This is a genomic window from Brevundimonas terrae (assembly GCF_011761985.1).
In the GTDB taxonomy this organism is placed as follows: Bacteria; Pseudomonadota; Alphaproteobacteria; order Caulobacterales; family Caulobacteraceae; genus Brevundimonas; species Brevundimonas terrae.
Genome location: NZ_JAASQT010000001.1, coordinates 644,581 through 664,950, shown reverse-complemented (window position 1 = coordinate 664,950; position 20,370 = coordinate 644,581). Strand labels below are relative to the sequence as shown.

The 20,370-nt window shown below is 54.8% G+C and carries 17 protein-coding genes, 1 tRNA gene and 2 pseudogenes; 8 read left to right on the top strand and 12 right to left on the bottom strand.

Features of this window, described 5'->3' with window-relative positions:
* Positions 1-137 precede the first annotated feature (137 nt).
* Both metK and FHS64_RS03195 read right to left on the bottom strand, forming a co-directional pair.
* Positions 138-1,364, bottom strand: coding sequence for a methionine adenosyltransferase (gene metK / locus FHS64_RS03200; protein ID WP_167175545.1), 1,227 nt, complete (start codon positions 1,362-1,364; stop codon positions 138-140).
* A 67-nt stretch (positions 1,365-1,431) separates the two neighbouring features.
* On the bottom strand, positions 1,432-2,418 hold the full coding sequence (locus FHS64_RS03195) for a pirin family protein (protein ID WP_167175542.1): 987 nt from the start codon (positions 2,416-2,418) through the stop codon (positions 1,432-1,434).
* 215 nt (positions 2,419-2,633) lie between these two features.
* On the opposite strand from FHS64_RS03195, the gene FHS64_RS03190 reads away from it, so the two are divergent.
* On the top strand, positions 2,634-3,896 hold the full coding sequence (locus FHS64_RS03190; protein WP_167175539.1) for a Glu/Leu/Phe/Val family dehydrogenase: 1,263 nt from the start codon (positions 2,634-2,636) through the stop codon (positions 3,894-3,896).
* A 54-nt stretch (positions 3,897-3,950) separates the two neighbouring features.
* Here FHS64_RS03190 and hmpA read toward each other — a convergent pair whose 3' ends face one another.
* Positions 3,951-5,159, bottom strand: coding sequence for an NO-inducible flavohemoprotein (hmpA, locus tag FHS64_RS03185; protein ID WP_167175536.1), 1,209 nt, complete (start codon positions 5,157-5,159; stop codon positions 3,951-3,953).
* 49 nt (positions 5,160-5,208) lie between these two features.
* The gene (locus FHS64_RS03180) at positions 5,209-5,562 is read right to left on the bottom strand and encodes a TehB family protein (protein ID WP_243862685.1); all 354 of its coding nucleotides are present in this window, start codon (positions 5,560-5,562) and stop codon (positions 5,209-5,211) included.
* 92 nt (positions 5,563-5,654) lie between these two features.
* Here FHS64_RS03180 and FHS64_RS03175 point away from each other — a divergent pair, with 92 nt between their 5' ends.
* The 3 genes and pseudogenes from FHS64_RS03175 to FHS64_RS03165 all read left to right on the top strand — a co-directional run bounded on the left by FHS64_RS03175 (position 5,655) and on the right by FHS64_RS03165 (position 7,937).
* Positions 5,655-6,077 (top strand): RrF2 family transcriptional regulator, encoded by a 423-nt coding sequence (locus FHS64_RS03175; RefSeq protein WP_167175534.1) that lies wholly within the window; start codon positions 5,655-5,657, stop codon positions 6,075-6,077.
* Positions 6,078-6,286: 209 nt separating this feature from the next.
* A pseudogene (locus FHS64_RS03170) lies at positions 6,287-7,016 on the top strand (IS5 family transposase).
* Between the two features lie 165 nt (positions 7,017-7,181).
* On the top strand, positions 7,182-7,937 hold the full coding sequence (locus tag FHS64_RS03165) for a methyltransferase domain-containing protein (protein ID WP_167175531.1): 756 nt from the start codon (positions 7,182-7,184) through the stop codon (positions 7,935-7,937).
* 43 nt (positions 7,938-7,980) lie between these two features.
* On the opposite strand, the gene FHS64_RS03160 is transcribed toward FHS64_RS03165, so the two are convergent.
* Positions 7,981-11,577, bottom strand: a complete 3,597-nt coding sequence (locus FHS64_RS03160) for an HAD family hydrolase (protein WP_167175528.1) — start codon at positions 11,575-11,577, stop codon at positions 7,981-7,983.
* Positions 11,578-11,872: 295 nt separating this feature from the next.
* On the opposite strand from FHS64_RS03160, the pseudogene FHS64_RS03155 reads away from it, so the two are divergent.
* Positions 11,873-12,340, top strand: a pseudogene (locus tag FHS64_RS03155) (IS5 family transposase); the annotation flags it as partial.
* Between the two features lie 239 nt (positions 12,341-12,579).
* Here the strand turns inward: FHS64_RS03155 and FHS64_RS03150 are convergent.
* Together FHS64_RS03150 and FHS64_RS03145 are read right to left on the bottom strand one after the other, a co-directional pair.
* Positions 12,580-13,017 (bottom strand): hypothetical protein, encoded by a 438-nt coding sequence (locus FHS64_RS03150; RefSeq protein ID WP_167175525.1) that lies wholly within the window; start codon positions 13,015-13,017, stop codon positions 12,580-12,582.
* Entirely contained in the window at positions 13,014-13,361 is a 348-nt protein-coding gene (locus FHS64_RS03145; RefSeq protein ID WP_167175522.1) for a hypothetical protein, read from the bottom strand. The genes FHS64_RS03150 and FHS64_RS03145 overlap by 4 nt, the downstream gene beginning before the upstream one ends.
* 308 nt (positions 13,362-13,669) lie before the next feature.
* Between FHS64_RS03145 and FHS64_RS03140 the strand changes: the two genes are divergently transcribed.
* Positions 13,670-13,894, top strand: coding sequence for a helix-turn-helix domain-containing protein (locus FHS64_RS03140; RefSeq protein ID WP_167175519.1), 225 nt, complete (start codon positions 13,670-13,672; stop codon positions 13,892-13,894).
* A gap of 187 nt (positions 13,895-14,081) precedes the next feature.
* Positions 14,082-14,411 (top strand): hypothetical protein, encoded by a 330-nt coding sequence (locus FHS64_RS03135; protein ID WP_167175516.1) that lies wholly within the window; start codon positions 14,082-14,084, stop codon positions 14,409-14,411.
* A 124-nt stretch (positions 14,412-14,535) separates the two neighbouring features.
* On the opposite strand, the gene FHS64_RS03130 is transcribed toward FHS64_RS03135, so the two are convergent.
* From FHS64_RS03130 to hemC, 5 genes are all read right to left on the bottom strand, one after another.
* Complete coding sequence (locus tag FHS64_RS03130; protein ID WP_167175513.1) at positions 14,536-14,994, bottom strand: ASCH domain-containing protein; 459 nt, start codon at positions 14,992-14,994, stop codon at positions 14,536-14,538.
* Positions 14,984-17,122 carry a GNAT family N-acetyltransferase gene (locus FHS64_RS03125; RefSeq protein WP_167175510.1) on the bottom strand — a complete coding sequence of 713 codons (2,139 nt, stop codon included), beginning with the start codon at positions 17,120-17,122 and terminating at the stop codon, positions 14,984-14,986. The genes FHS64_RS03130 and FHS64_RS03125 overlap by 11 nt, the downstream gene beginning before the upstream one ends.
* 234 nt (positions 17,123-17,356) lie before the next feature.
* A tRNA-Thr gene (locus FHS64_RS03120) sits at positions 17,357-17,432 on the bottom strand.
* Between the two features lie 47 nt (positions 17,433-17,479).
* Positions 17,480-18,166: a uroporphyrinogen-III synthase gene (locus FHS64_RS03115; protein ID WP_167175507.1), complete on the bottom strand. Its 687-nt coding sequence runs from the start codon at positions 18,164-18,166 to the stop codon at positions 17,480-17,482.
* A 4-nt stretch (positions 18,167-18,170) separates the two neighbouring features.
* Positions 18,171-19,112 (bottom strand): hydroxymethylbilane synthase, encoded by a 942-nt coding sequence (hemC, locus tag FHS64_RS03110; protein WP_167175504.1) that lies wholly within the window; start codon positions 19,110-19,112, stop codon positions 18,171-18,173.
* 95 nt (positions 19,113-19,207) lie between these two features.
* On the opposite strand from hemC, the gene tsaD reads away from it, so the two are divergent.
* Positions 19,208-20,365, top strand: a complete 1,158-nt coding sequence (gene tsaD, locus FHS64_RS03105; RefSeq protein WP_243862684.1) for a tRNA (adenosine(37)-N6)-threonylcarbamoyltransferase complex transferase subunit TsaD — start codon at positions 19,208-19,210, stop codon at positions 20,363-20,365.
* Positions 20,366-20,370: the final 5 nt, after the last annotated feature.

Below are 20,370 nucleotides of genomic sequence, written 5' to 3'. Positions count from 1 at the left end.
CCCCTACGGGCAGGTTTGTCGCGCTTAAAGGACCTCGCGCCCCCTGATGCAAGTCTATGTTGGCGCAGGGCGTATAAAAAAAGGGATGCAGGGGCATAAACCCCCGCATCCCTTATGTTTTCCGGATAAATCCGACTTTAGGCGACCAGCGCTTTCAGTTTGTCGACCAGATCGGTTTTCTCCCACGAGAAACCGCCATCGGCTTCGGCTTCGCGACCGAAGTGGCCGTATTTGGCGGTACGCTCATAGATGGGCTTGTTCAGGCCCAGATGCTGGCGGATCGAGCGCGGGGTCGCGCCGCCGATCAGGTTCAGCAATTCCTTTTCAAGAATGGCCGGATCGATCTTGCCGGTGCCGTGCAGGTCGACGTGGATCGACTGCGGCTTGGCCACACCGATGGCATAGGACAGCTGGATGGTGCAGCGGTCGGCCAGACCGGCGGCGACCACGTTCTTGGCCAGATAGCGGGTGGCATAGGCGGCCGAGCGGTCAACCTTGGTCGGGTCCTTGCCCGAGAAGGCACCGCCGCCGTGCGGGGCTGCGCCACCATAGGTGTCGACGATGATCTTGCGGCCGGTCAGGCCGGTATCGCCGTCAGGACCGCCGATTTCGAAAATGCCGGTCGGGTTGATGTGCCAGACGGTTTCGTCGGTGATGAAACCGGCAGGCAGAACGCTTTCGACGACGGGGCGCACAATGGCGGCCACTTCGTCTTTTTTGCCCTTGGCGTGCTGGGTCGAGACGACGATCGAGGTCGCGCGTACCGGCTTGGCGTTTTCATAGTGCAGGGTGACCTGCGCCTTGGCATCTGGTTCAAGGATGGAACCGCCCGCGTGACGGATTTCCGCAAGTTTTTTCAGGATGTTGTGGCTGTAGGCGAGGGTGGCCGGCATCAGTTCCGGCGTCTCGTTCGAGGCATAGCCGAACATGATGCCCTGATCGCCTGCGCCCTCATCCTTGTCGTCGGTGGAATCGACGCCCACGGCGATGTCAGCTGACTGGCCGTGCAGATTGTTCTGGAAGGTGAATTCCTTCCAGTGGAAGCCATCCTGCTCGTAGCCGATTTCCTTGACGACGCGGCGGACCGTGTCCTCGATTTCCTGCTCGATATTGCCGACCCAGCCGTTGTTTTCCCAGATGCCCTTGCCGCGAATTTCACCGGCCAGAACCACCAGTTGTGTGGTGGTCAGGGTTTCACAGGCCACACGGGCCTCTGGGTCCTTGGACAGGAACAGGTCGACGATAGCGTCCGAAATCTGGTCTGCCACCTTGTCGGGGTGACCTTCGGAAACGCTTTCGGACGTGAACTGGAAGGCAGTACGGGCCACGGATCGGCTCCTGAGAATTAAGATGCGCCTAGACATATAAAGATATGCTTATATGTGCAAGCCATCACCGACCCGTGACCCTTTAGCTATTCTCGTTCCAGCCCTAGATTTTCGTCGGGGGCGCCTCGCGACGGCCATCGGGATAGCGGATGAATCGGCCCTCATCGCCATGGGTGTGCGCCTGTGTCGGCCATGGCCAGCGACCGAAGCCTTCGGACTGGTAACGCACAACCGTCTCGATCATCTGTTCGTTGGTGTTCAGAACAAATGGCCCGCGCATGACAACCGGCGCCTCGATAGGACGCGATTGCAGGATCAGAATGCGAACCTTCTCCTCACCGTCATTAGTGATGACACTGGAGCGGGTGGCATCCAGATCAACCAGATGGCTGGCCGGTTGCACATCGCCATCGAAAGTGGCGACACCTTTAAAGATATAGCCGCGACGCAGTGACTGGTCGGAGGCGACCGGCAGGGTAACCGTGCCGCCCTTGTCGATATCCACCAACCAGATGGCCAGTTCATTATCCGCATTGGCGGCCCACGAGGCCGAGGGCGGTGCCAGAGGTTTCACATCGCCGAATGCACCGGCAATAACCGTCACCTTGGCCCCGTCCTTTTCAATGACGGGAATGTCCTCGGCCCAGAACATGCTGAAGTCCGGCTTGGCCGACTTGCCTTCCGGCGGCAGGTTCAGCCAGATCTGGAACATCTCCATGGTGTTGGGACCATCGGTATTGACCAGCGGGAACATCTCGCCGTGCTCGACACCGCCGCCGGTGGTCAGCCACTGGACGTCGCCCTGCCCATAGCGGGCGGCCCCGCCCAGACTGTCGGCATGGTCGACATAGCCCTTCAGGACGATGGACACGGTTTCAAAGCCACGGTGCGGGTGGGCCGGAAAGCCCGGTACATGCTGGCCATGATACATCTGCCAGCCTTGACCGGCCTTGGCACGGTCCTCGGGCCTGATGCCCAGACGACCGTCACCGGCGGGGTAGTGGTCAATGTGGTGAACGGCAAACAGGAACGGATCCAGCCCTTGCCACGGAGAGGCAAGGGGTTTGCTGCGAACGACGCTCTTGGTCATGGGGAAACTCCTTAACTTGCTCGATAGGTAATCACAGCTGTTACCAATGCAAGAGCCGGCGAGAGGCGTCGGGGCAGGCGATAACATCTGCTTTTAAATGCGGCCTTCGCACTTGCGAACATGGCAGGATTGTGACAGCAGAATGCGCACTTCCCCGATACCAGACCGATTTTGTGCGTTTAGTGAGGTCGGTTGCCTCGATAGTTGGAATAAAAATGTCTAACCCGGATATCTTGCAAGCGGCCCTGACCCGCCTCGATGACGCAGCGCGTCATGTTCAGATCGACAGCGATGTGTTGGAGAAGCTGAAATACCCGCGTGAAACCATGAAGGTTCGACTGTTGATCCGCATGGATGACGGATCGCGCAAATCCTTCCTCGCCTGGCGCTGTCGCTATGACGATACGCGCGGTCCGACCAAGGGCGGTATCCGTTTCCATCCCGAGTCGACTGCCGAGGAGGTCGAGACGCTGGCCTTCTGGATGACGGTCAAATGCGCGGTGACCAATCTGCCCTATGGCGGTGGCAAGGGGGCGGTGCGGGTTGATCCCAAGAGCCTGTCCAAGGCCGAACTGGAACGGCTGTCGCGCGCCTATGTGCAGGCCTTTGCCAGCATCATCGGTCCCGATCGCGATATTCCGGCCCCTGATGTCTATACCAATGCCATGATTATGGGCTGGATGTCGGACGAGTATTCGACCATCCGTGGCGAGCCGCATCCGGGCGTTATCACGGGCAAGCCGATTGCGCTGGGCGGTTCTCTGGGGCGCGACGATGCGACGGCGCGTGGCGGTTTTTATCTGGTCGGCCATCTGACCGAACGTCTGGGCCTGCCGACCGAAGGCCTGCGCGTTGTCGTTCAGGGCTTTGGCAATGCGGGCCAGCATGCGGCGCGACTGTTCCGCAGCATCGGGGCCAAGATTATCGGTGTGTCGGACTCGCGCGGTGCGGTTTATGCGTCGGGCGGACTGGATCTGGATGCTCTGCTGGCCGCCAAAAATCAGGGCCGTTCAGTGCTGGATGCCGAACATGGCGGCAAGGCCATTTCGGCAGACGAACTGATCGGTCTGGAAACCGATGTCCTCGTCCCGTCGGCCATGGAAGACATGATCCACGAGGGCAATGCCAATACGGTCAAGGCCAGGGTGGTTCTGGAGCTGGCCAATGGGCCGATCACACCGGCCGCCGATGAAATTCTGGCGAAAAAGGGCGTGATTGTCCTGCCCGATATTCTGGCCAATGCCGGTGGCGTGACGGTGTCCTATTTCGAATGGGTCCAGAACCGCCAAGGCTATTACTGGACGCTGGACGAGGTTCACACCCGCCTGAAAACCATCATCGAGCGTGAAGGCGACGTGGTGTGGAACATTGCCAGAGACAAGGACGTCACCTTGCGCACCGCTGCCTATATCCACGCCCTCAACCGCCTCGCCACGGCCATCGAGGCCCACGGCACGCAGCAGTTCTTCACCAGTTGAACACACGAACCCGCCGGAAGCCCCAGAGCTTCCGGCGGGCGGTGCTTTGACGGATTATGCTGCCAGAGCTTCGTCGGCCGGACCGAAGAACTCGTAGTGGATACGATCCGAGGATACGCCGGCGGACTTCAGGTCGGAGACCAGAGCGCGCAGGAAGGGGCGGGGGCCACACAGATAGTAGTCCGCTTCTGCGACGGGGGTCTGGTTCGACAGCCACTGACCCGAAATCATGCCGAGCTGGTCACAGCCCGGATTTTCGGCATCATTGTCTGACACTTCATAAAAGACAGTGCTGCGGGCCTTGGTGTGTGCGGCAACCAGATTGCGGATATGCGCGCCCATGGCGTGCGAGTCTGCATCGCGTGCACCGTGGACGTAATGCACCTCTGCCTGCGGATGCGTGGCGACAATGGTTTCGAGCATGGACACCATCGGGGTCAGGCCCACACCGCCAGACAGCAGAACAACAGGACGTTGCGGTGTTTCGCTCAGGAAGAAGTCACCCGCCGGAGCGCCCACCTTCAGGATGGTACCGATGCGGGCATTGTCGTGCAGCCAGCCGGAAGCCAGACCTTGCTCTTCGCGCTTCACAGAAATCCGGTAGGTCTCGTCGTTCGGCGCGCACGATATCGAATAGTTGCGCTTGACCGGTGCGTGCCCCGGAATGTCGAACCAGAAGGTCAGATACTGGCCGGGGCGATGGCGCAGTACCGGACCACCATCCTTGGGCTTGAGAACATAGGAGGTGATGACCGAACTCTCGGGGCGCACCTCAACCACTTCAAAGGCCCGCCAGCCATTCCACCCGCCCTTGGCCGAGGCAAGGTCGTTATAGATGGTCGCTTCACGGGTGATCAGAATGTTGGCTAGGAACCAGTAGGCCTCCCCCCAGGCATTCAGGATTTCCTCGGTCGCGGCATCACCCAGAACATGGGCGATGGCCCCCAGCAGGGCATTGCCGACATGCGGGTAATGCTCGGGCAGGATTTGCAGGCCAACATGCTTCTGGGCGATGCGTTCGACAGACGCGGCCAGGGCACCGAGGTTCTCGATATTATTGGCATAGGCCAGAATGGCGCCGGTGAGCGCGCGCGGCTGGGACCCTGCGTCGCCGTGGTGCGACTGGTTGAACAGGTCGCGGATTTCCGGATTCTGGAACATGCGCGAATACATCTCGCGCACGATATCCATGCCGTGGGCTTCCAGCGCAGGTACGGTGGCTTTGACGAGCGCAATGGTACGCTCACTGAGGGCTTGGGCCATCAGAGGTCTCCTTGGATGATAAAAATAATAGGTCGGGAAGGGGGCGGCCTCAGCCGTCAGGCTGGGTGTCGAAGAAGTCGATCCGCATCTTGATGGGCCCCAGAGGCTCAACAAAATGAAGCTGTTGTGGCTGGATCAGACCTGAAACCTCGGGTGACAAAAGGACCTGCTCATGCGTGTCGCAATAGGTCAGCTTCAACTGCCCTTCGATGACGCAAATCCGGCCCCATGTTCCAGCTTTCAGGCTGTGAGCGCTCCGCAGCGCAGCTGGCAGGCTGATTTCATCAAATACAGGCGTTGAGCGATAGGGCTGGGGCAGCGCCACCGCCACCGGCGCTTGCTCCGGTGGCGTTTGGGGTTCGCGGTGACTGTGCGACGGGCCATTCATAGGCTTGCGCTCCATTGATGCACTAGAAATGCATCTATAACACCAACCTAAAACATGCAAATAAAATATATATATGAGACGGTTTCTAAATTCGGCTGGAGTGCGAAATGCGCCTTACGCGCTACACTGATTATGCAATGCGCGTTTTGCTCTATCTGGGTGCGCGTCAGGACCGGCTCTGCTCAATCGCAGAAATCGCTCAAGCCTATGATATTTCACAAAATCATCTGATGAAAGTGGTCAGCGACCTCGTCGGCGCAGGCTATGTCGAAAGCGTGCGTGGCCGTTTCGGCGGTGTGCGTTTGGCCAAGGTACCGTCCGACATCAATGTCGGTGCCGTCATCCGCCATACCGAGGAAGGCTTCGATCTGGTGGACTGTGCAAGCTGTATCATCGCCCCGGCATGCGGTCTTACCGGTGCCTTGAACAAAGCACTTGCAGCCTTCATCGCAGTCCTAGACGGCTATACGCTCGAAAGCCTGCTATCGCGCCGACTGGACCTGACCAGCCTATTCGACCGCGACACCTGACAGCGCAAAATGACCTGCCCAAGACCTTGTAAGCTGACACAGGGGGAGGGTGGCACCATCAGTCCGCTCATCACAGCGATGCGTTTAGCGATTATATTTGCGCTGCCGTTTCTGGTCATGAGTTTTGAGTCCTGAAGTTGTACCTAGGCTCAGGCTCCATTGATTTGGTGCATTCGATCTGATTCAGGCTCCTGAGAAGTGTCTGGATTATGAGTAACCTGTCTTGGTTGACAGACGGGCAGATGGCTCGGCTGGAGTCCTATTTTCCTAAGAGCCACGGCAAGCCCCGCGTAGATGATCGCTGTGTTGAGCAGGATCATCTTCGTCAATCGCAATGGCCTGTGTTGGCGAGATGAGCCGACGGCCTACGGGTCACATAAGACCTTCTACAATCGTTGGAAGCGGTGGAGCGAAGCAAGGTATTCGTTCAGATGATGGAGGTTCCGTCTGGCGAGCAGACCGAACCCGGCACCTTCATGATCGACGCGACCTATCTGAAGGCCCACCGCACGGTTTCGAGTCTGGGGTAAAAAAGTGGCCTCGGGCGACTGATCGGACGCCCGAAAGGCGGGGTGAACACCAAACTTCATGCCACTACAGATGAGAATGGACGCCCTATCAGCCTGTTTGCGACGGCTGGCCAGGTCAGCGACCACACCGGTGCGATAGCTCTTCTGGATAGTCTACCCCGAGTTCAGTGGCTGCTGGGCGATAGGGGCTATGACGCGGAATGGTTCAGGGACGCCTTGCATCCCCAGACGTAAAGCCCGCACCGAGATCATCTAGTATGACAAACTTCGATACAAACGACGCAACCGCATCGAGATTATGTTTGGTCGTCTGCAAGACTGTCGACGTGTTGCTACGCGCTACGATCGATGCCCGAACGTCTTCCTTTCCGTCATAGCTCTCGCCGTTACTGTGCTCTTCTGGTTATGAGTCTTGAGCCTAAGCAGTTTCATTTTAGCCAGCGTCCTGTAAAATAACACAGGTATGTACGGGTTGCGCATTTATGTGGTGCCAGTTGAAGTGTCCGTATTGGGCCAAGCGCAATTAAATAACGATGGCTTTTTGTATCTCAAGAAGAGAGAATAAGAATCAAAGATGAAATATAATATAGAATTACGTAACGGATTAGAAGCAGCTCTAAGGATCGTATCTGATGGTAATGACCACAGATCAATAATTGATGTTGGATCTGGGGGCAATCAGCATAAAGCTTTTTTTGAATTATTCTTTGATGAAGTATACACAAATGATTTCAATAATACACTTATAGGGCAAAATTATCCTGGAGATTTTATGCATATAAATTTTGAGAAAAAATTTCAATATGTATACTGTTCAAATGTTATAGAGCACATTAGAAATCAGGGTGATTTTATTGAAAAATTGTTCGATATTTGTGAGGATGATGGGTATGTTTGCATTATAGTTCCAAGACCTCATTTAAACAAACTTCTTTCAGGTCACATATCAACCTGGTCTTTAGCCACTCTTGTTTATTCAGTTGTTGTATCTGGGTACGACTGTTCTGAAGCCCGGTTGTGTAATGGTAAGTTTGAGAAATCGATCTTAGTTCCAAAGCGACCAATAAAGTCTAAGGATTTTACTGTAGCTACTGGAATTGTTGGTGATATTGAAATGCTAAGCAAATACTTTCCATTTAAGGCCGCACATAAGGGAAGTGCTTTGATTGATAGCATTGGATGGAGCGAATGCTATCAAATTCCACCGTCAACTAAGTTTAAAGAAGTTCGCGGGAAATACATTTCCGCAGAGGAGTATAGAATTGTTCCTAACGGTACAATTGAATGGGAACAAGAAAATATAAAATCAACTAATATTGGTATCATTTAAATAAGTGGCGGGCCCTAAAGATGGGCCCGCCACTCCGGCTGCTTTATTTCTTGAAAGCTCTAAAAATTTTATTCCTTAATTTTTTTGTAGTCGCGATTTTGTCGGGTGAAGGGAAGGCGCTCACTGACAGTAATTTAAGACCTGAAACGGAATTTGCATTTTTAATTCGCACGCGAAATTCGAGTGTCTCTTCAGTATCTGGTACTTCAAAATCAATATACAATGACTGTGTACCGTGTATCAACTTAGCAGCTAGTGATTGTCTTGTAAGGATGCGAGACTGGCCCACAACGACTTCCATATACATGGAACACAAACGCTGAGCATCTGCATGAAATACGAAGATTCCTATCCACTTACCTTTGGCAAATTTTCGATAGGGCCCGTAGCACAACATTCCATCTGAACTGCCTTCTGGTACCATATATGAAGATCTCTCACGGATACCGATACCCGTGTGAAGAGCATTCGCGTTGAACATTGTGCCACCAGTGACAACACCATTCGAGTGCGAATTATTGGCTTCAGCTCTTTCTGCATCAGCATCAAGAACTTCACGCCCGGCCTTCCAGACCTCACCAACCATGCGCTTGTTGGCGAGTAGAATGGTCCCTCGTCCACCTCCATAGGCATCTTCAAACGCAACGCCTTGAAGTATACGCGCGTCTGTTATCGATGGCCTTGCAAAGAAGGTTGCTAGAGTTTTTAAGGATTTTTCATGACCAATGTCTACTTCGTGGGCAGAGGTGCCGAATGCAGCGCGCATGCTTCGAATGAATCTTAGCGAGCCGTGGCGAATGTTTTTTACAACGGCCATACGTAGAGATTCATCCCCGCCTGCATCCATATAGATGGGTATTCGCGCACCATTTATATCCATGAACTTCATAAATGAAGTCTCCTCAGCAGAGAACATCGTTTCATAGAGGGGCACATGGCGCGCCCACAGTTGGGTTGTATCGTGCCGATCGATAAAATTACCCAGATATCCGTGGAACGACAGTCGCGCGCGACGCATACGTTCTAAGGCAGGTCTGAATGTTACGACGTAATAACCAGAAAGATGATTGAGGCCTGCAAGTGCTGCTAATGACTCTTGCATGGTTCCGGCATAGCCAATGTCGACCACTGCTATGTTTGAACCTGAAAATCCAATCTCCTCTAGGTACTTAAGATAAAGCTCTCGTTCTTCGGCAGCGTTTTGTAAAATTAGTGGCGTTAATGCGCGTACAAACGGTTTGATATCAATTTTTGTAGAGCTGCCTACGCTTGTGTTGAGCTCAAAACCATTCTCAACTAGCAAGTTTTTAGGAATTTTGTGTGGTACGATACCAAAACGACCTTCGATATAGGCAGCTAAAGTGCCGGTCGTATATTCGATCTCAAGCAGACGCTCGACGGCTTTTCTGTCTACAAGATTAGCGACGTTAACCGCTCGTCTCGAACATAACAAATATTCAGATTTTGGGGCATCTGGTATTGATGAGGCAAGAAAATCATACGCCTCTTTCATAATTTTACCATCTCGGGCGAGGAAGAATAGCTTTTTGACGCCATTATTCATCGAAGTCCGGATTAGCCAGTTTGTGTAATCAAATAAAAGTGGTCCTAATCCGAAATATCCGAGCTTCTTCGCATCACCATTAAACCAAGAATTAGAGCTTTGAGACTCGGAAAACTCGTCATTCGCTATCACTGCCAGAACCCGCTTTAGGTCAGGCTCATGCCTCTCAGTTGTCGCACTCCAAATATCCTTGTAAAGTGAAGAATTCTCAAATATCTGCCATGGCCGCGGCACGTGGACGGTATTGATACCTCGCTCCTTGGCCATCTTGATATCGCCATGATCGTTGTCTCCTATGTGGAGAACTTGCTGGGGAGCAACCTGAAGCTCTTCTAAAACGTGATCGAAAAGCTTGCCGCTATGTTTCTTGAGCCCAACCTCACAAGAGAGATACAATTTTTTGTAGCCGGTAATTTTGTTCTTTTCGAGCGCAGCCCGCAGTACCTCTGACGGAAGGTACATGTCCGAAACAAGGATGATTTGCTTTCCTTGTGCTTTCAGGCGGTCGAATGCGGAACATACCCCTTCACGCCTCATCAAGCATTCCTGCTCAACGTATGCTTCATACTGTGCGATCTTGTCGATTTCGGTCATATCCACACCAAGTGTGTCCGCTAACTCGACATAGATTTGTTGTAGGGTGATTTCCCCCCTGCTCGCTGCAATGGCCTTTTGGAAAGCTTTGCGTTCTGCATTCTGGCGATATGTAGAAAATAGGCTTGCAGTGATGCCCAACTGATCTGCAAATCGTGCGCCCACCACTTTAAACACGTCAGTGGGATGTGCGTAGGTACGCACCAGTAACGTGTCAAAGATATCGAAAGAGACGACACTGCATCCTTTAGATTCTAGAGATATTATATCGCTATAGCATTCTCGAACAGGATTTGGCTGGGATGAAATGGCGCTCTCGAAGTCCATCTCATTTAGCATATTTTCTAAGTTTATTTTTCTTTCTCTTCCTATTCCTAGTGCTGACGATGCGTCTTCTAGTATGTCCTTCATAAGGACTTGGCTTAGTGAAAGGTAGGACTCTAGTTTCGTATCTCTATCAATCGTATTTCGTATTTTTATCTGATCAATGAAAGCGCTGTATTCGAAAGTTGTTGCAAATTCGGATACATGAGACTCGCCAAAAACAAGTGCAGGTTTCTTCCAAAGTGCAAACTGAGCGATGATTGATGACGACAGCCCGATGACGCCATCGACATAAGGTGCAATGTATTGGCTGCAATATGGTATGCTTTCAGAACTTTTTAAGTAAATAAAATTTGAATAAATATTACTTAAGTATACGATCTGATCGTTGCTTAATACTTTTCCAAGTCCGTTTCGTCCTTTGTATTGCGTTGCTATTACCGCAATGTTCGAAGGAGTTTTTTCTAGTACATATACAAGAAAGTCGAATTGGCTGGGGAAATTATTCTCCAGCATGTCGACCATGAAATATCCATCAATTTGCAACGGTACCAGAATGGTACGTTCAAAAGATGTTCCTATCTCTGAGATTTCTTTCATGAGCGGATTGTGGCGGGCATAAAACTCTCCGGCACGGTCACGGATACGCCCCACCACACCTGACGCCTCATCATTCTGAGACCATGTGATTGGCTTAAGAAGATTGGGGCTATACGTGACGCTATCAGCAAAAGGAGGGCGGCTGAATATACCTGGCATCTGGTACATCACCACAGAGTTTGGGAACGTATTTTTCAGATACTCGGCTGGCGACTCCCAAATTATGATGTGATCAGGCTCATAACCCTCGGGCAGGGATGCCAAGATGATCTTGGATAATTCTGGCTGGTGAGGATCGTTCAGCCGATCTGCTGACGAGGCACCCGCGCCGATGCATGCGGCTGTGTAAGAATGTGAAGAGATAGGGGTGGCACCTGGAATATGGTGCCCGTCTTTAACTGCGCGCGCCAGCAAGTGCTCGGCGGCTAGTACACGAACGTCGTGCCCTTGTTGAGAAAGTGCCTGGGATTGAAGTTTTATAGAATTTCTAAGCGTGGCGTATCTAAAAAGGGGATCGTTCAGCTCGATAGAGGGCTCAAGAAAGAATAAAATTTTCATTTTTCATAGCGCTATAGGGTGGGGATTGGGGTGTAGGTCGCAGCTTAGAGCACCCAAGGAACGGTAAAGATAAAACATAGATCGTCTCCAGTACAACCTTTGCATTTGCAGAGATTTTATATGACCGGTACATAATTTATATCTATATGTATGGCGGCACTTGGTGAATTTATTTTATCGCCATCACGCTTTGCGCGCGAGTGTTTTCTGTAGTGGTTGTGTAGGGTACCTAGGCTCAGGCTCCATTGATTTGGTGCATTCGATCTGATTCAGGCTCCTGAGAAGTGTCTGGATTATGAGTAACCTGTCTTGGTTGACAGACGGGCAGGTGGCTCGGCTGGAGTCCTATTTTCCTAAGAGCCACGGCAAGCCCCGCGTAGATGATCGCTGTGTTGAGCAGGATCATCTTCGTCAATCGCAATGGCCTGTGTTGGCGAGATGAGCCGACGGCCTACGGGTCACATAAGACCTTCTACAATCGTTGGAAGCGGTGGAGCGAAGCAAGGTATTCGTTCAGATGATGGAGGTTCCGTCTGGCGGGCAGACCGAACCCCGCACCTTCATGATCGACGCGACCTATCTGAAGGCCCACCGCACGGTTTCGAGTCTGGGGTAAAAAAGTGGCCCCGGGCGACTGATCGGACGCCCGAAAGGCGGGGTGAACACCAAACTTCATGCCACTACAGATGAGAATGGACGCCCTATCAGCCTGTTTGCGACGGCTGGCCAGGTCAGCGACTACACCGGTGCGATAGCTCTTCTAGTTATGAGTCTTGAGCCTAGGGCCGTAGTCTTCAAGAAGGGCTGACACCTTGAAACTGTCGGAATGGGTGATCATGATATGGAGTTCCTTTACGGGCATAGAACCCCCCGCAGCTGAAAGCCACTGGGGTCGGTTGGGTTGGTATAGTGAACGGCGTCAAAGCCGTCGAAGGGGCACGCGTAGGCCGGCCCTAAGGGGTAAAGAGGGGAGGTGACCCTCACGACGGTTCTGATGGTGGTTTATCGTGCCGCCGGAACACTGGGTGACAGAGCGCCAGCGGCCTGAGACAGGCGTTCTCTCATGCGCTTAGATCGAGACATCCGCGATGGAGGCATGGTCCCGCTGTGGCTGACGTTGAAGTAGTAGCCCGCTTGCGCAGACCCATCCGCAGCACGGCCCCTTGAAGGAACCATGGTGGCAACAATCTGATGGCTATCAAACAGGAACTTGATGGTGGCCTGATAGCCCTTGGTAGGGGCCTCAATGCGCACAATTGGGGCCGTACCGAACTCGATGTTCATGGCGTCCACTAGGATCTGATCGGCTTGAGCTTCGGTGATCAGGAACACCGGCTCGCTTTGGCTGACATAGTTGCCGGGTGTACGGGCTGGAGCAGAGGCACACCCGCTAAGCGCCAAGACACCAGCGACGAGAGCGGCAGAGACAAGGGCTCTCATTGGGCACCTGCCTTACGGCCACGGGTCAGGAACAGGACGCCGCCACCGACTGCTAGAGCGATCGTGCCCCAGAGCAGCAGCATCTGGTAGAAGGCCATCTTACCTAGCGTTACATCAAGGCTTGGCGAGGTCATGGCGTAATGCATTTGGCGGGCGTCGTATTCCTTATACTCCTTGGAATCGTAGGCGGCTGAGAAGCCCATCTTATCGACGAGCTTTTCTTGGCGTTCGACCTGTGCCTTGAAGTTTTGCAGTGGGAAGTAGTGGGTGCTCCACAGACCGCCGGCCACGACGTAGAAGGCTGCAATGGCGGCAAGCACCATGCGTTTGGTGTTCGTATTCATCTGGTGTTTTCTCATTGATATTGAGTGAGATGCGCCAGGATTTGCACATCATATAAGATACCGAGTTTTGCGCTCGGCTTTACTCAGGCTGTGATCTTGATTGGTGCGCTCTTACGGCGAGCAGCAGCGGTCAGCATGGGTGTTCCAATGCGAATTGTGCCGTTTCCAGCAGTCTTAATTTTATAGATTTCATTGCCCCTCCAGATCGGTCAGGGCTGCTCCCGCTCTGAATGCAGCGTAAGGCAACACAGACCGATATTCATTTTATGGAATAAACTCGGCCACGCTCTGCTGTCAACGCATAGGGCATGGATATCAGGGTGGTGATCGGTCGGAACGTACGACGCTTCAGGGTGGCTAAGGGCCTGACCCAAGAAGAACTGTCAGCACTGTGTGACTTTGATCAGCGCTACATCAGCCAAGTCGAAACGGGACAGCGCAATCTGACTGTCTTGAGCCTTTATGAACTGGCACAGGCTCTGGGAACTACACCCGTTGCCCTCATAACTCCTGATGGGGAAGCGACCGACTAGGTTTAAGGATCGTCGATTATCCACGCGCGGCTTGCTTCGGGATCAATACGAAATCCTACTTCGCTAGGCCTGCTCTATGGTAGGACTTATCTGACATTAGAAACGCCCCTGCGGATGTCGTTGTAGGAGGCGTGATTGGTGTCTTGAGGGCCGTTAGTATTACGCCATTGGGTACGCGAAGATGAAGATGTTCATCCTGTTCCTACCTGTGTCAGTTGTCATCACTTGGACGCTGGCAATGCTACAGAGAAACCGAGTTCTGTCTGAGGCGGAGACGGGTTCTGTGATCTTTGGCAGGCCTTTGGGCTGGATTACGCAGGATCAGTCACGGTTTCAGTGGGCCCATTATCCGCAAGATTTACGGCTAACTTTCATCAAATTCGATCAGCTGCCCACTTCGGTGAACTGGGTGATGTTCGGCGCTAATGTCCTCATCATCACTATTTTGCTGATGGTCCTCTATTACGGCCTGCCGCATATCATGCGCTGGTTAAAGTCCATGCGCGGCGCTAGCTGAAATTCAAGCTGCTATCGACCGCTCACTAGGAACCCACGACAGACCCTAGCCAAAGGCGCGTTAGCCTTAGGCGAAGTTCATAGGCCGCATGGATGCAGCAGTGCCACTTTACGTGAGGGCCATGTTAACTGACAGCTAGGCGCATGACAGGATGGAGTTCCCTGCTCGCTAGCCGCGCCTCAGGGGCTCCGGCGCGTACGCGTCTGTAAAATTGGGGAGGTTGAAATGCACCACCTTCACGAATTTCGCTCAGTGAGACTGGCGTCTTGAGCGCCTGAACATCGCGTATGATCAGGGCTGCGCCGTGGCTAAGACCTGAAAAATAGGCGTTGAACACTTCACGCGTGACTGCTGTATGCGCACCATAGCGTCGCCACAGATCTGCAAGCGGAGCCTCAACGACTTGATCGATCGTCAAAATCGCAACGACTTCACCGACGGGCAATGTAGAATAAAGCCAGGCTCTGGTGCCTCGGCCTATCCTTGGAGCGCGGCGACGTAATTCTACTCCCTTAACGCCAGCTAAGATCGATCGCGCGTACTCGGGCGAGACCGAGAGCATGATCGGATCTTCATCGGGCATTTGGACGTCCAGCTTCAAGAATTTGCACCGCTGTTTCGAATTCCAGCATGTGGCTTTTAACCAATTTGGTCTTGTCGTCCATTCCGAAGGCCTCCATGCGATTGAAACTCACCGGATTCTCGAAACGCATAATATTATCGAACCATACGGCTAAAACGGTCGTACCCTTCACAAGCTTGTCGAGTTGAGCGCCACGCACAACAGCGGCCCGCAGCAGGGCTTCAGGTGCTAGATGTTTTGGTACCACTTCTGCCTTTGACACCCTGGCCACTGCGATCGCAGCTCCGCTTCCGCCCCCTTTGCTGGACTCGTAAATGATGATGGGGCGTCCCCGGACTAGATTGTGTTGGTTCTTGACCGAGGCGAAATAGACTCGGCGTGATCGAAAGGCGGCCTCTGGCTTCGGCAACAGGCCAAGCTGACTTCCGCCGACAAGGTCTTCTGACCATACGCGGCGTATCGGGACGACCGCCACCGGTCGACCAGGCAGGAATAAGAGACTCGGTGCCATCATAGTTTCAAGATCAGCCAAGGAGACCGAGGTGTTCTTGCCTTCAAGGGAGATTGGTATTTCCTGTTCGTCGTTCTCGAACGGTGGACAGGTTTCTGGAAGCATTAAGCCCGTACTACTTTCAACTCGGCTGCGTAGTCTCGACCAGCCTGAAGGCGTGATCACGGTCCCGATTGAAATCTTTCTAAGAGATTTGTCTTCTGCTTGGCCGGATGCCAGGAAGCCATTAACGACCGCACTACGGCGCGTCGCTGACTGACCGCTGACGTGAGGCAGCTCGATGCGTGACGGCCTTGAAAGAACAGAGGCGCGCACGGCATGTTCGATCAAGAAATCTGCCGCAGTTGATGTCGTTGGATGGCGGGGATCGGCGACGAGAAGAAGGCGCGCCTTATCATTCGGACTGGTCGCCGACCGGTATGCTGAAAAAGCGACCAGCTCTGTGGCCTCCCTAGCCGCCACATATCGGAACCGCTTGTCAGCGGCGTCTCTTCGTTTGAATGCCGCGATCATCGTCGCGGGCACACCTTGCGCAGCGAGAAAGGCCTGAGCTTCCTCAGTTAGCGCAGTTTCCTTGAATGATAGATCATGTTCGCTCTCGCCGTCGGGAGAAAGCTCCTCAAATTCGGGGGTTACAAAGGTTGCGAAATCCTCTGTAGACCAGACGCTGAGATGATGCTGTTGGCGGAGTGCTGAGTGTGCCCGCACTATGGCATGTTCGCCGGTAACGAAGCCGGCTGCTCCGACCAAGATAGCCTCTGCGAGGTGTTTCAGGTCCGAGAGGTCATTGGTTGACAGCCTCCCTTCTCGTGCCTTTTCTGGGAATACGATCGCGGACAGGCGGGTCGCGAGGCTCTCTATCTCATTTCGTGAGGGGCCTGAAACAGCGGGGAGTTGTTTAGCAAAGCTGAGAACCGGATCATTCTTGCCAATGGAGGTTCGCTGCAGCTCTTTGACAAATTCTGTCGTGACCGCGAGACGAACCCCGCTGCTTAGAGCTGCGGAGAGAATTTTTTCAGCTGCCGCGGTCGTCCTTCTTTTGCGCGTGGCGTCAAAGAAAACGTTTAAATCTATCAGATAGAGTGGCTGTGTCTCTGGGCCAGCTTCCACATCTGCTACAGTAAGCGACGATGTGGGTCGATAGTTGAAAAGTGTGGGCGTCGCCAAGCTTTTCACCCGGACGTTAATTTGGCGGTTCCGTGTCTTTCCGCCAGGTCTAGTTCGAGCGACCTCGAAGCCGTGATGCCCATAGACCTGATTGGCGGACAGGTCTGTTGCGACATTGGCCTTGATGGTCAGATACCCTCCCGCTTCAGCAGTTTGGATCGCAGACCGAAGCAAGCGCGTCGAAAGTTTCTGGCCGCGAAACTCAGGCAAAACGAAGAGCTGGACAACGCGTGCATGTGGATAGACGCCGCTGATCCATATATGGCCAGCATAAATCGGTCCTTGGGCGTGATCCTTCAGCACAAGGGTTATCTCGCCCTTGCGAAGCGCGTCCGAATAAGCGGACGCTGGTAAGAAGCCTAGCGCTTCCTTGTCGGTGTCTGCCGCCCTTTGAACGTCGCCGATGAACGCCCCGATCGCGGCGCGATTTGTCGTTATTCGAAAAGCCATGGCACCCCCACCGTATAAGAGGCGCTATGATCGCTGGCGGTCAATCATAAAGTCGTAGATCCTAGAACTTGGATACTTAAAACGGGCCCCCGGTCAAAGCTCGAGTTGAAGGGGGGTAACTTGTCTTGTTAAGGGCGGCTCGAAACTACCAAAGCCCTCCCACTAGGCACCCACGACGAACCCTTTCCAAAGGCACGTTAGCCTTAGGCGAAGTTCATACACTGTCTGGAAGGGTGGTGCCGCTTACGTGACTCGAACACGTGACCCCCGCATTACGAATGCGGTGCTCTACCAGCTGAGCTAAAGCGGCTCTGGTTCCGTGTCGGCGAGGGCCTGACGGGCGGAGAGGCGGGTTTCTTATACGGGACTTGGCGAATTGCCAAGGGTTGTCAGCACACCTTCTTCATCTGGTGTGGGGGATGTGCGAATTTCGCCGTTAAAATGGCCGTTTAGCGGGGTGCTGGCGGCTTCGGAAATGGTGACGGCCAGTGTTGCCTGGCCCAAATTGCGGGTGCGAAGCAGGCGGGCCGCGCGTGGCGAGTGAATCAGTATCGCGGCAATATCCTGCGGGGCCTCTATGCCGGTATCGACCGTTTCATAGACGGGCAGCCTTATCACCCGATGGGCGGGCAACAGGGCAGGCAGGTCGCCGGCGGGCTCTTTTGCGCCGGGTGCAAAGACTGTTCCGGTTGGAATGTCGCGGGCGATCAGACGGGCAAGGGCTTGGATGTCGCCCTTGGCCGAGCGTACATCGGTCAGGCCTGCAAGGCGGGCGGCCTCGGCCGTGGTGTCGCCGACAGCAAACACAGGCAGGTGCCTATAGGCCAGCAGATCAGAGCCGATGGCTTTGATCGTGTTGGGGCTGGTCAAGGCCACGGCGGTTACCAGACCGGGCGATGGCGCGGTGGTCATGGCACCGGTAATGGCGCGCACCTCCAGCAGGGGCGCGACGACCGGCTCCCAGCCCAGATCACGCACATGGCGGGCCGTGATGTCGGCCCGTGGCTGAGTGCGGGTGATCCAGACGCGGGGAGGCAGGCTCATGGGGTCAGAGCTCGACCTTGTGGTCGCCCGCTGCGGCCTTGACCGCGTCGCCGAGCTGGCGACCCAGAGCGGTGATCTCGACCTCTGGGGCCGTGGCACTGATGGTACCGTGTTCGGTCCAGCGACCGGATCCGTCCGGTGCCAGCAGCTCGGTGCCGATATGCAGGATCTCGCCTTCGATATGGGCAAAGGCACCGACAGGCGTGCGGCAGGAGCCTTCCAGAGCCAGCATGGCACCGCGCTCTGCGACGACGCACAGGGCGGTCGGAATATGGTTCAGGGCCTGTGCCCAGATGCTGTCGGTGTCGCTCGCACGGGTTTGCAGGGCCAGCGCCCCCTGACCCGGTGCGGGCAGGAAGGCGGTCAGGTCCAGACGCTCGGTAATCACATCGGCCAGACCCAGACGGTTCAGGCCCGAACAGGCCAGCAGGATGGCGTCGAAGTCACCGTCTTTCAAGCGACGCAGGCGCGTATCGACATTACCGCGCAACATTTCGATCTGCAGGTCGGGGCGGATCGACAAGAGCTGGGCCTGACGGCGCAGGGAGGCCGTGCCGACTTTCGCGCCCTGAGGCAGATCAGCCAGTGACGACCAGTTTTCCGAAATAAAAGCATCACGCGGGTCTTCGCGCTCGGGGATGGCGGCGAGGGCCAGACCGTCGGGTTGTTCGGCGGGCACATCCTTCATGGAATGGACGGCCACATCGACGCGGCCTTCCAGAAGGGCCTCTTCGATTTCCTTGGTGAACAGCGACTTGCCGCCCACTTCCAACAAGCGACGATCCTGAATCCGGTCACCGGTGGTGACGATCTCGACCAGAGGCACGGCGTGGACAATCTCGTCCTCGGGCACACCCAGAGCGCGGCCAATGGCACGCTGCATCATGCCCGACTGGGCCAGAGCCAGTTTGGAACGACGGGTACCAATGCGAAGAAGCGGAGTCATAAAACGTCCAAACCGTTGCGAAAAAGGGCCCGGATCGCTACCTCGACCCGATGGATAAGGCCGCGAACTATAGCAGCGAACCCGAAGGCGCAAATATGCCGCCTGTAAACCGTCAAAATGACGGGGGTCAGGGGCTGACCGTACTGGGTCTGGAAACCAGTTGCGACGAGACGGCGGCCTCGGTGGTGCGCCTTGGTCCGGATGGCGCAACTGTGCTGTCCAGCGTGATCTATAGCCAGATCGACGAGCATGCGGCCTATGGCGGCGTGGTGCCCGAAATCGCGGCCCGCAGCCATGTGGAGATGATCGACACGGTTACCCGTCAGGCCATGGAGCAATCCGGCCTCGACTGGAGCGAACTGTCGGGCGTGGCGGCAACCGCCGGCCCCGGTCTGGTGGGCGGGGTGATGGTGGGCCTGTCCTATGGCAAGGCGGTGGCCTTGGCGCGGGACCTGCCGCTGGTGGCGATCAACCACCTCGAAGGCCATGCCGTATCGGCACGTCTGGGTGCAGAGACTGCCTATCCGTTCTTATTACTTTTGGTGTCCGGTGGTCACTGTCAGTTGCTGGAAGTGCGCGGCATTGGCGATATGAGCCGCCTTGGCACCACCATTGACGATGCGGCGGGCGAAGCTTTCGACAAGATCGCCAAGGCCATGGGTCTGGGCTATCCGGGTGGTCCGGCGCTGGAGAAGCTGGCGGCGTCCGGTGATGGCTCGCGCTATGATCTTCCGCGTGCGCTTCTGGGGCGCAAGGATTGTGATTTCTCGTTCTCGGGTCTGAAGACGGCGGCCTCGCGTCTGGCCCAGACCTGCGAGACGGATCAGGACCGCGCCGATCTGGCCGATGCCGTACAAAAGGCGATTGCGCGTCAGTTGATGGAGCGCACCGAGCGGGCCATGAAGGCCTATCTGGAAAGCCATCCGGAGCTGGTGGCCTATGATGCCGAAGCAGGTACCTCCAAGAGTGGTCAGCGCCTGTTTGTGGTTGCGGGCGGTGTGGCCGCTAATAAGACGGTTCGCGCGACGCTTCAGAAACTCGCTACAAAATACGGCTTTGGTTTCTTTGCGCCGCCGATGGCTTATTGCACCGATAATGCCGCAATGATTGCCTTGGCGGGGGCCGAAAGACTGGAAAAAGGTTGGGTGTCGGACCTTGATGCGGTCGCACGGCCCAGATGGCCTCTGGACGAAGCGCGCGCGACGGGTGATCCTGTGCACAAGAAACAAGGGCGCAAAGGCGCCAAGGCGTGAGCCCC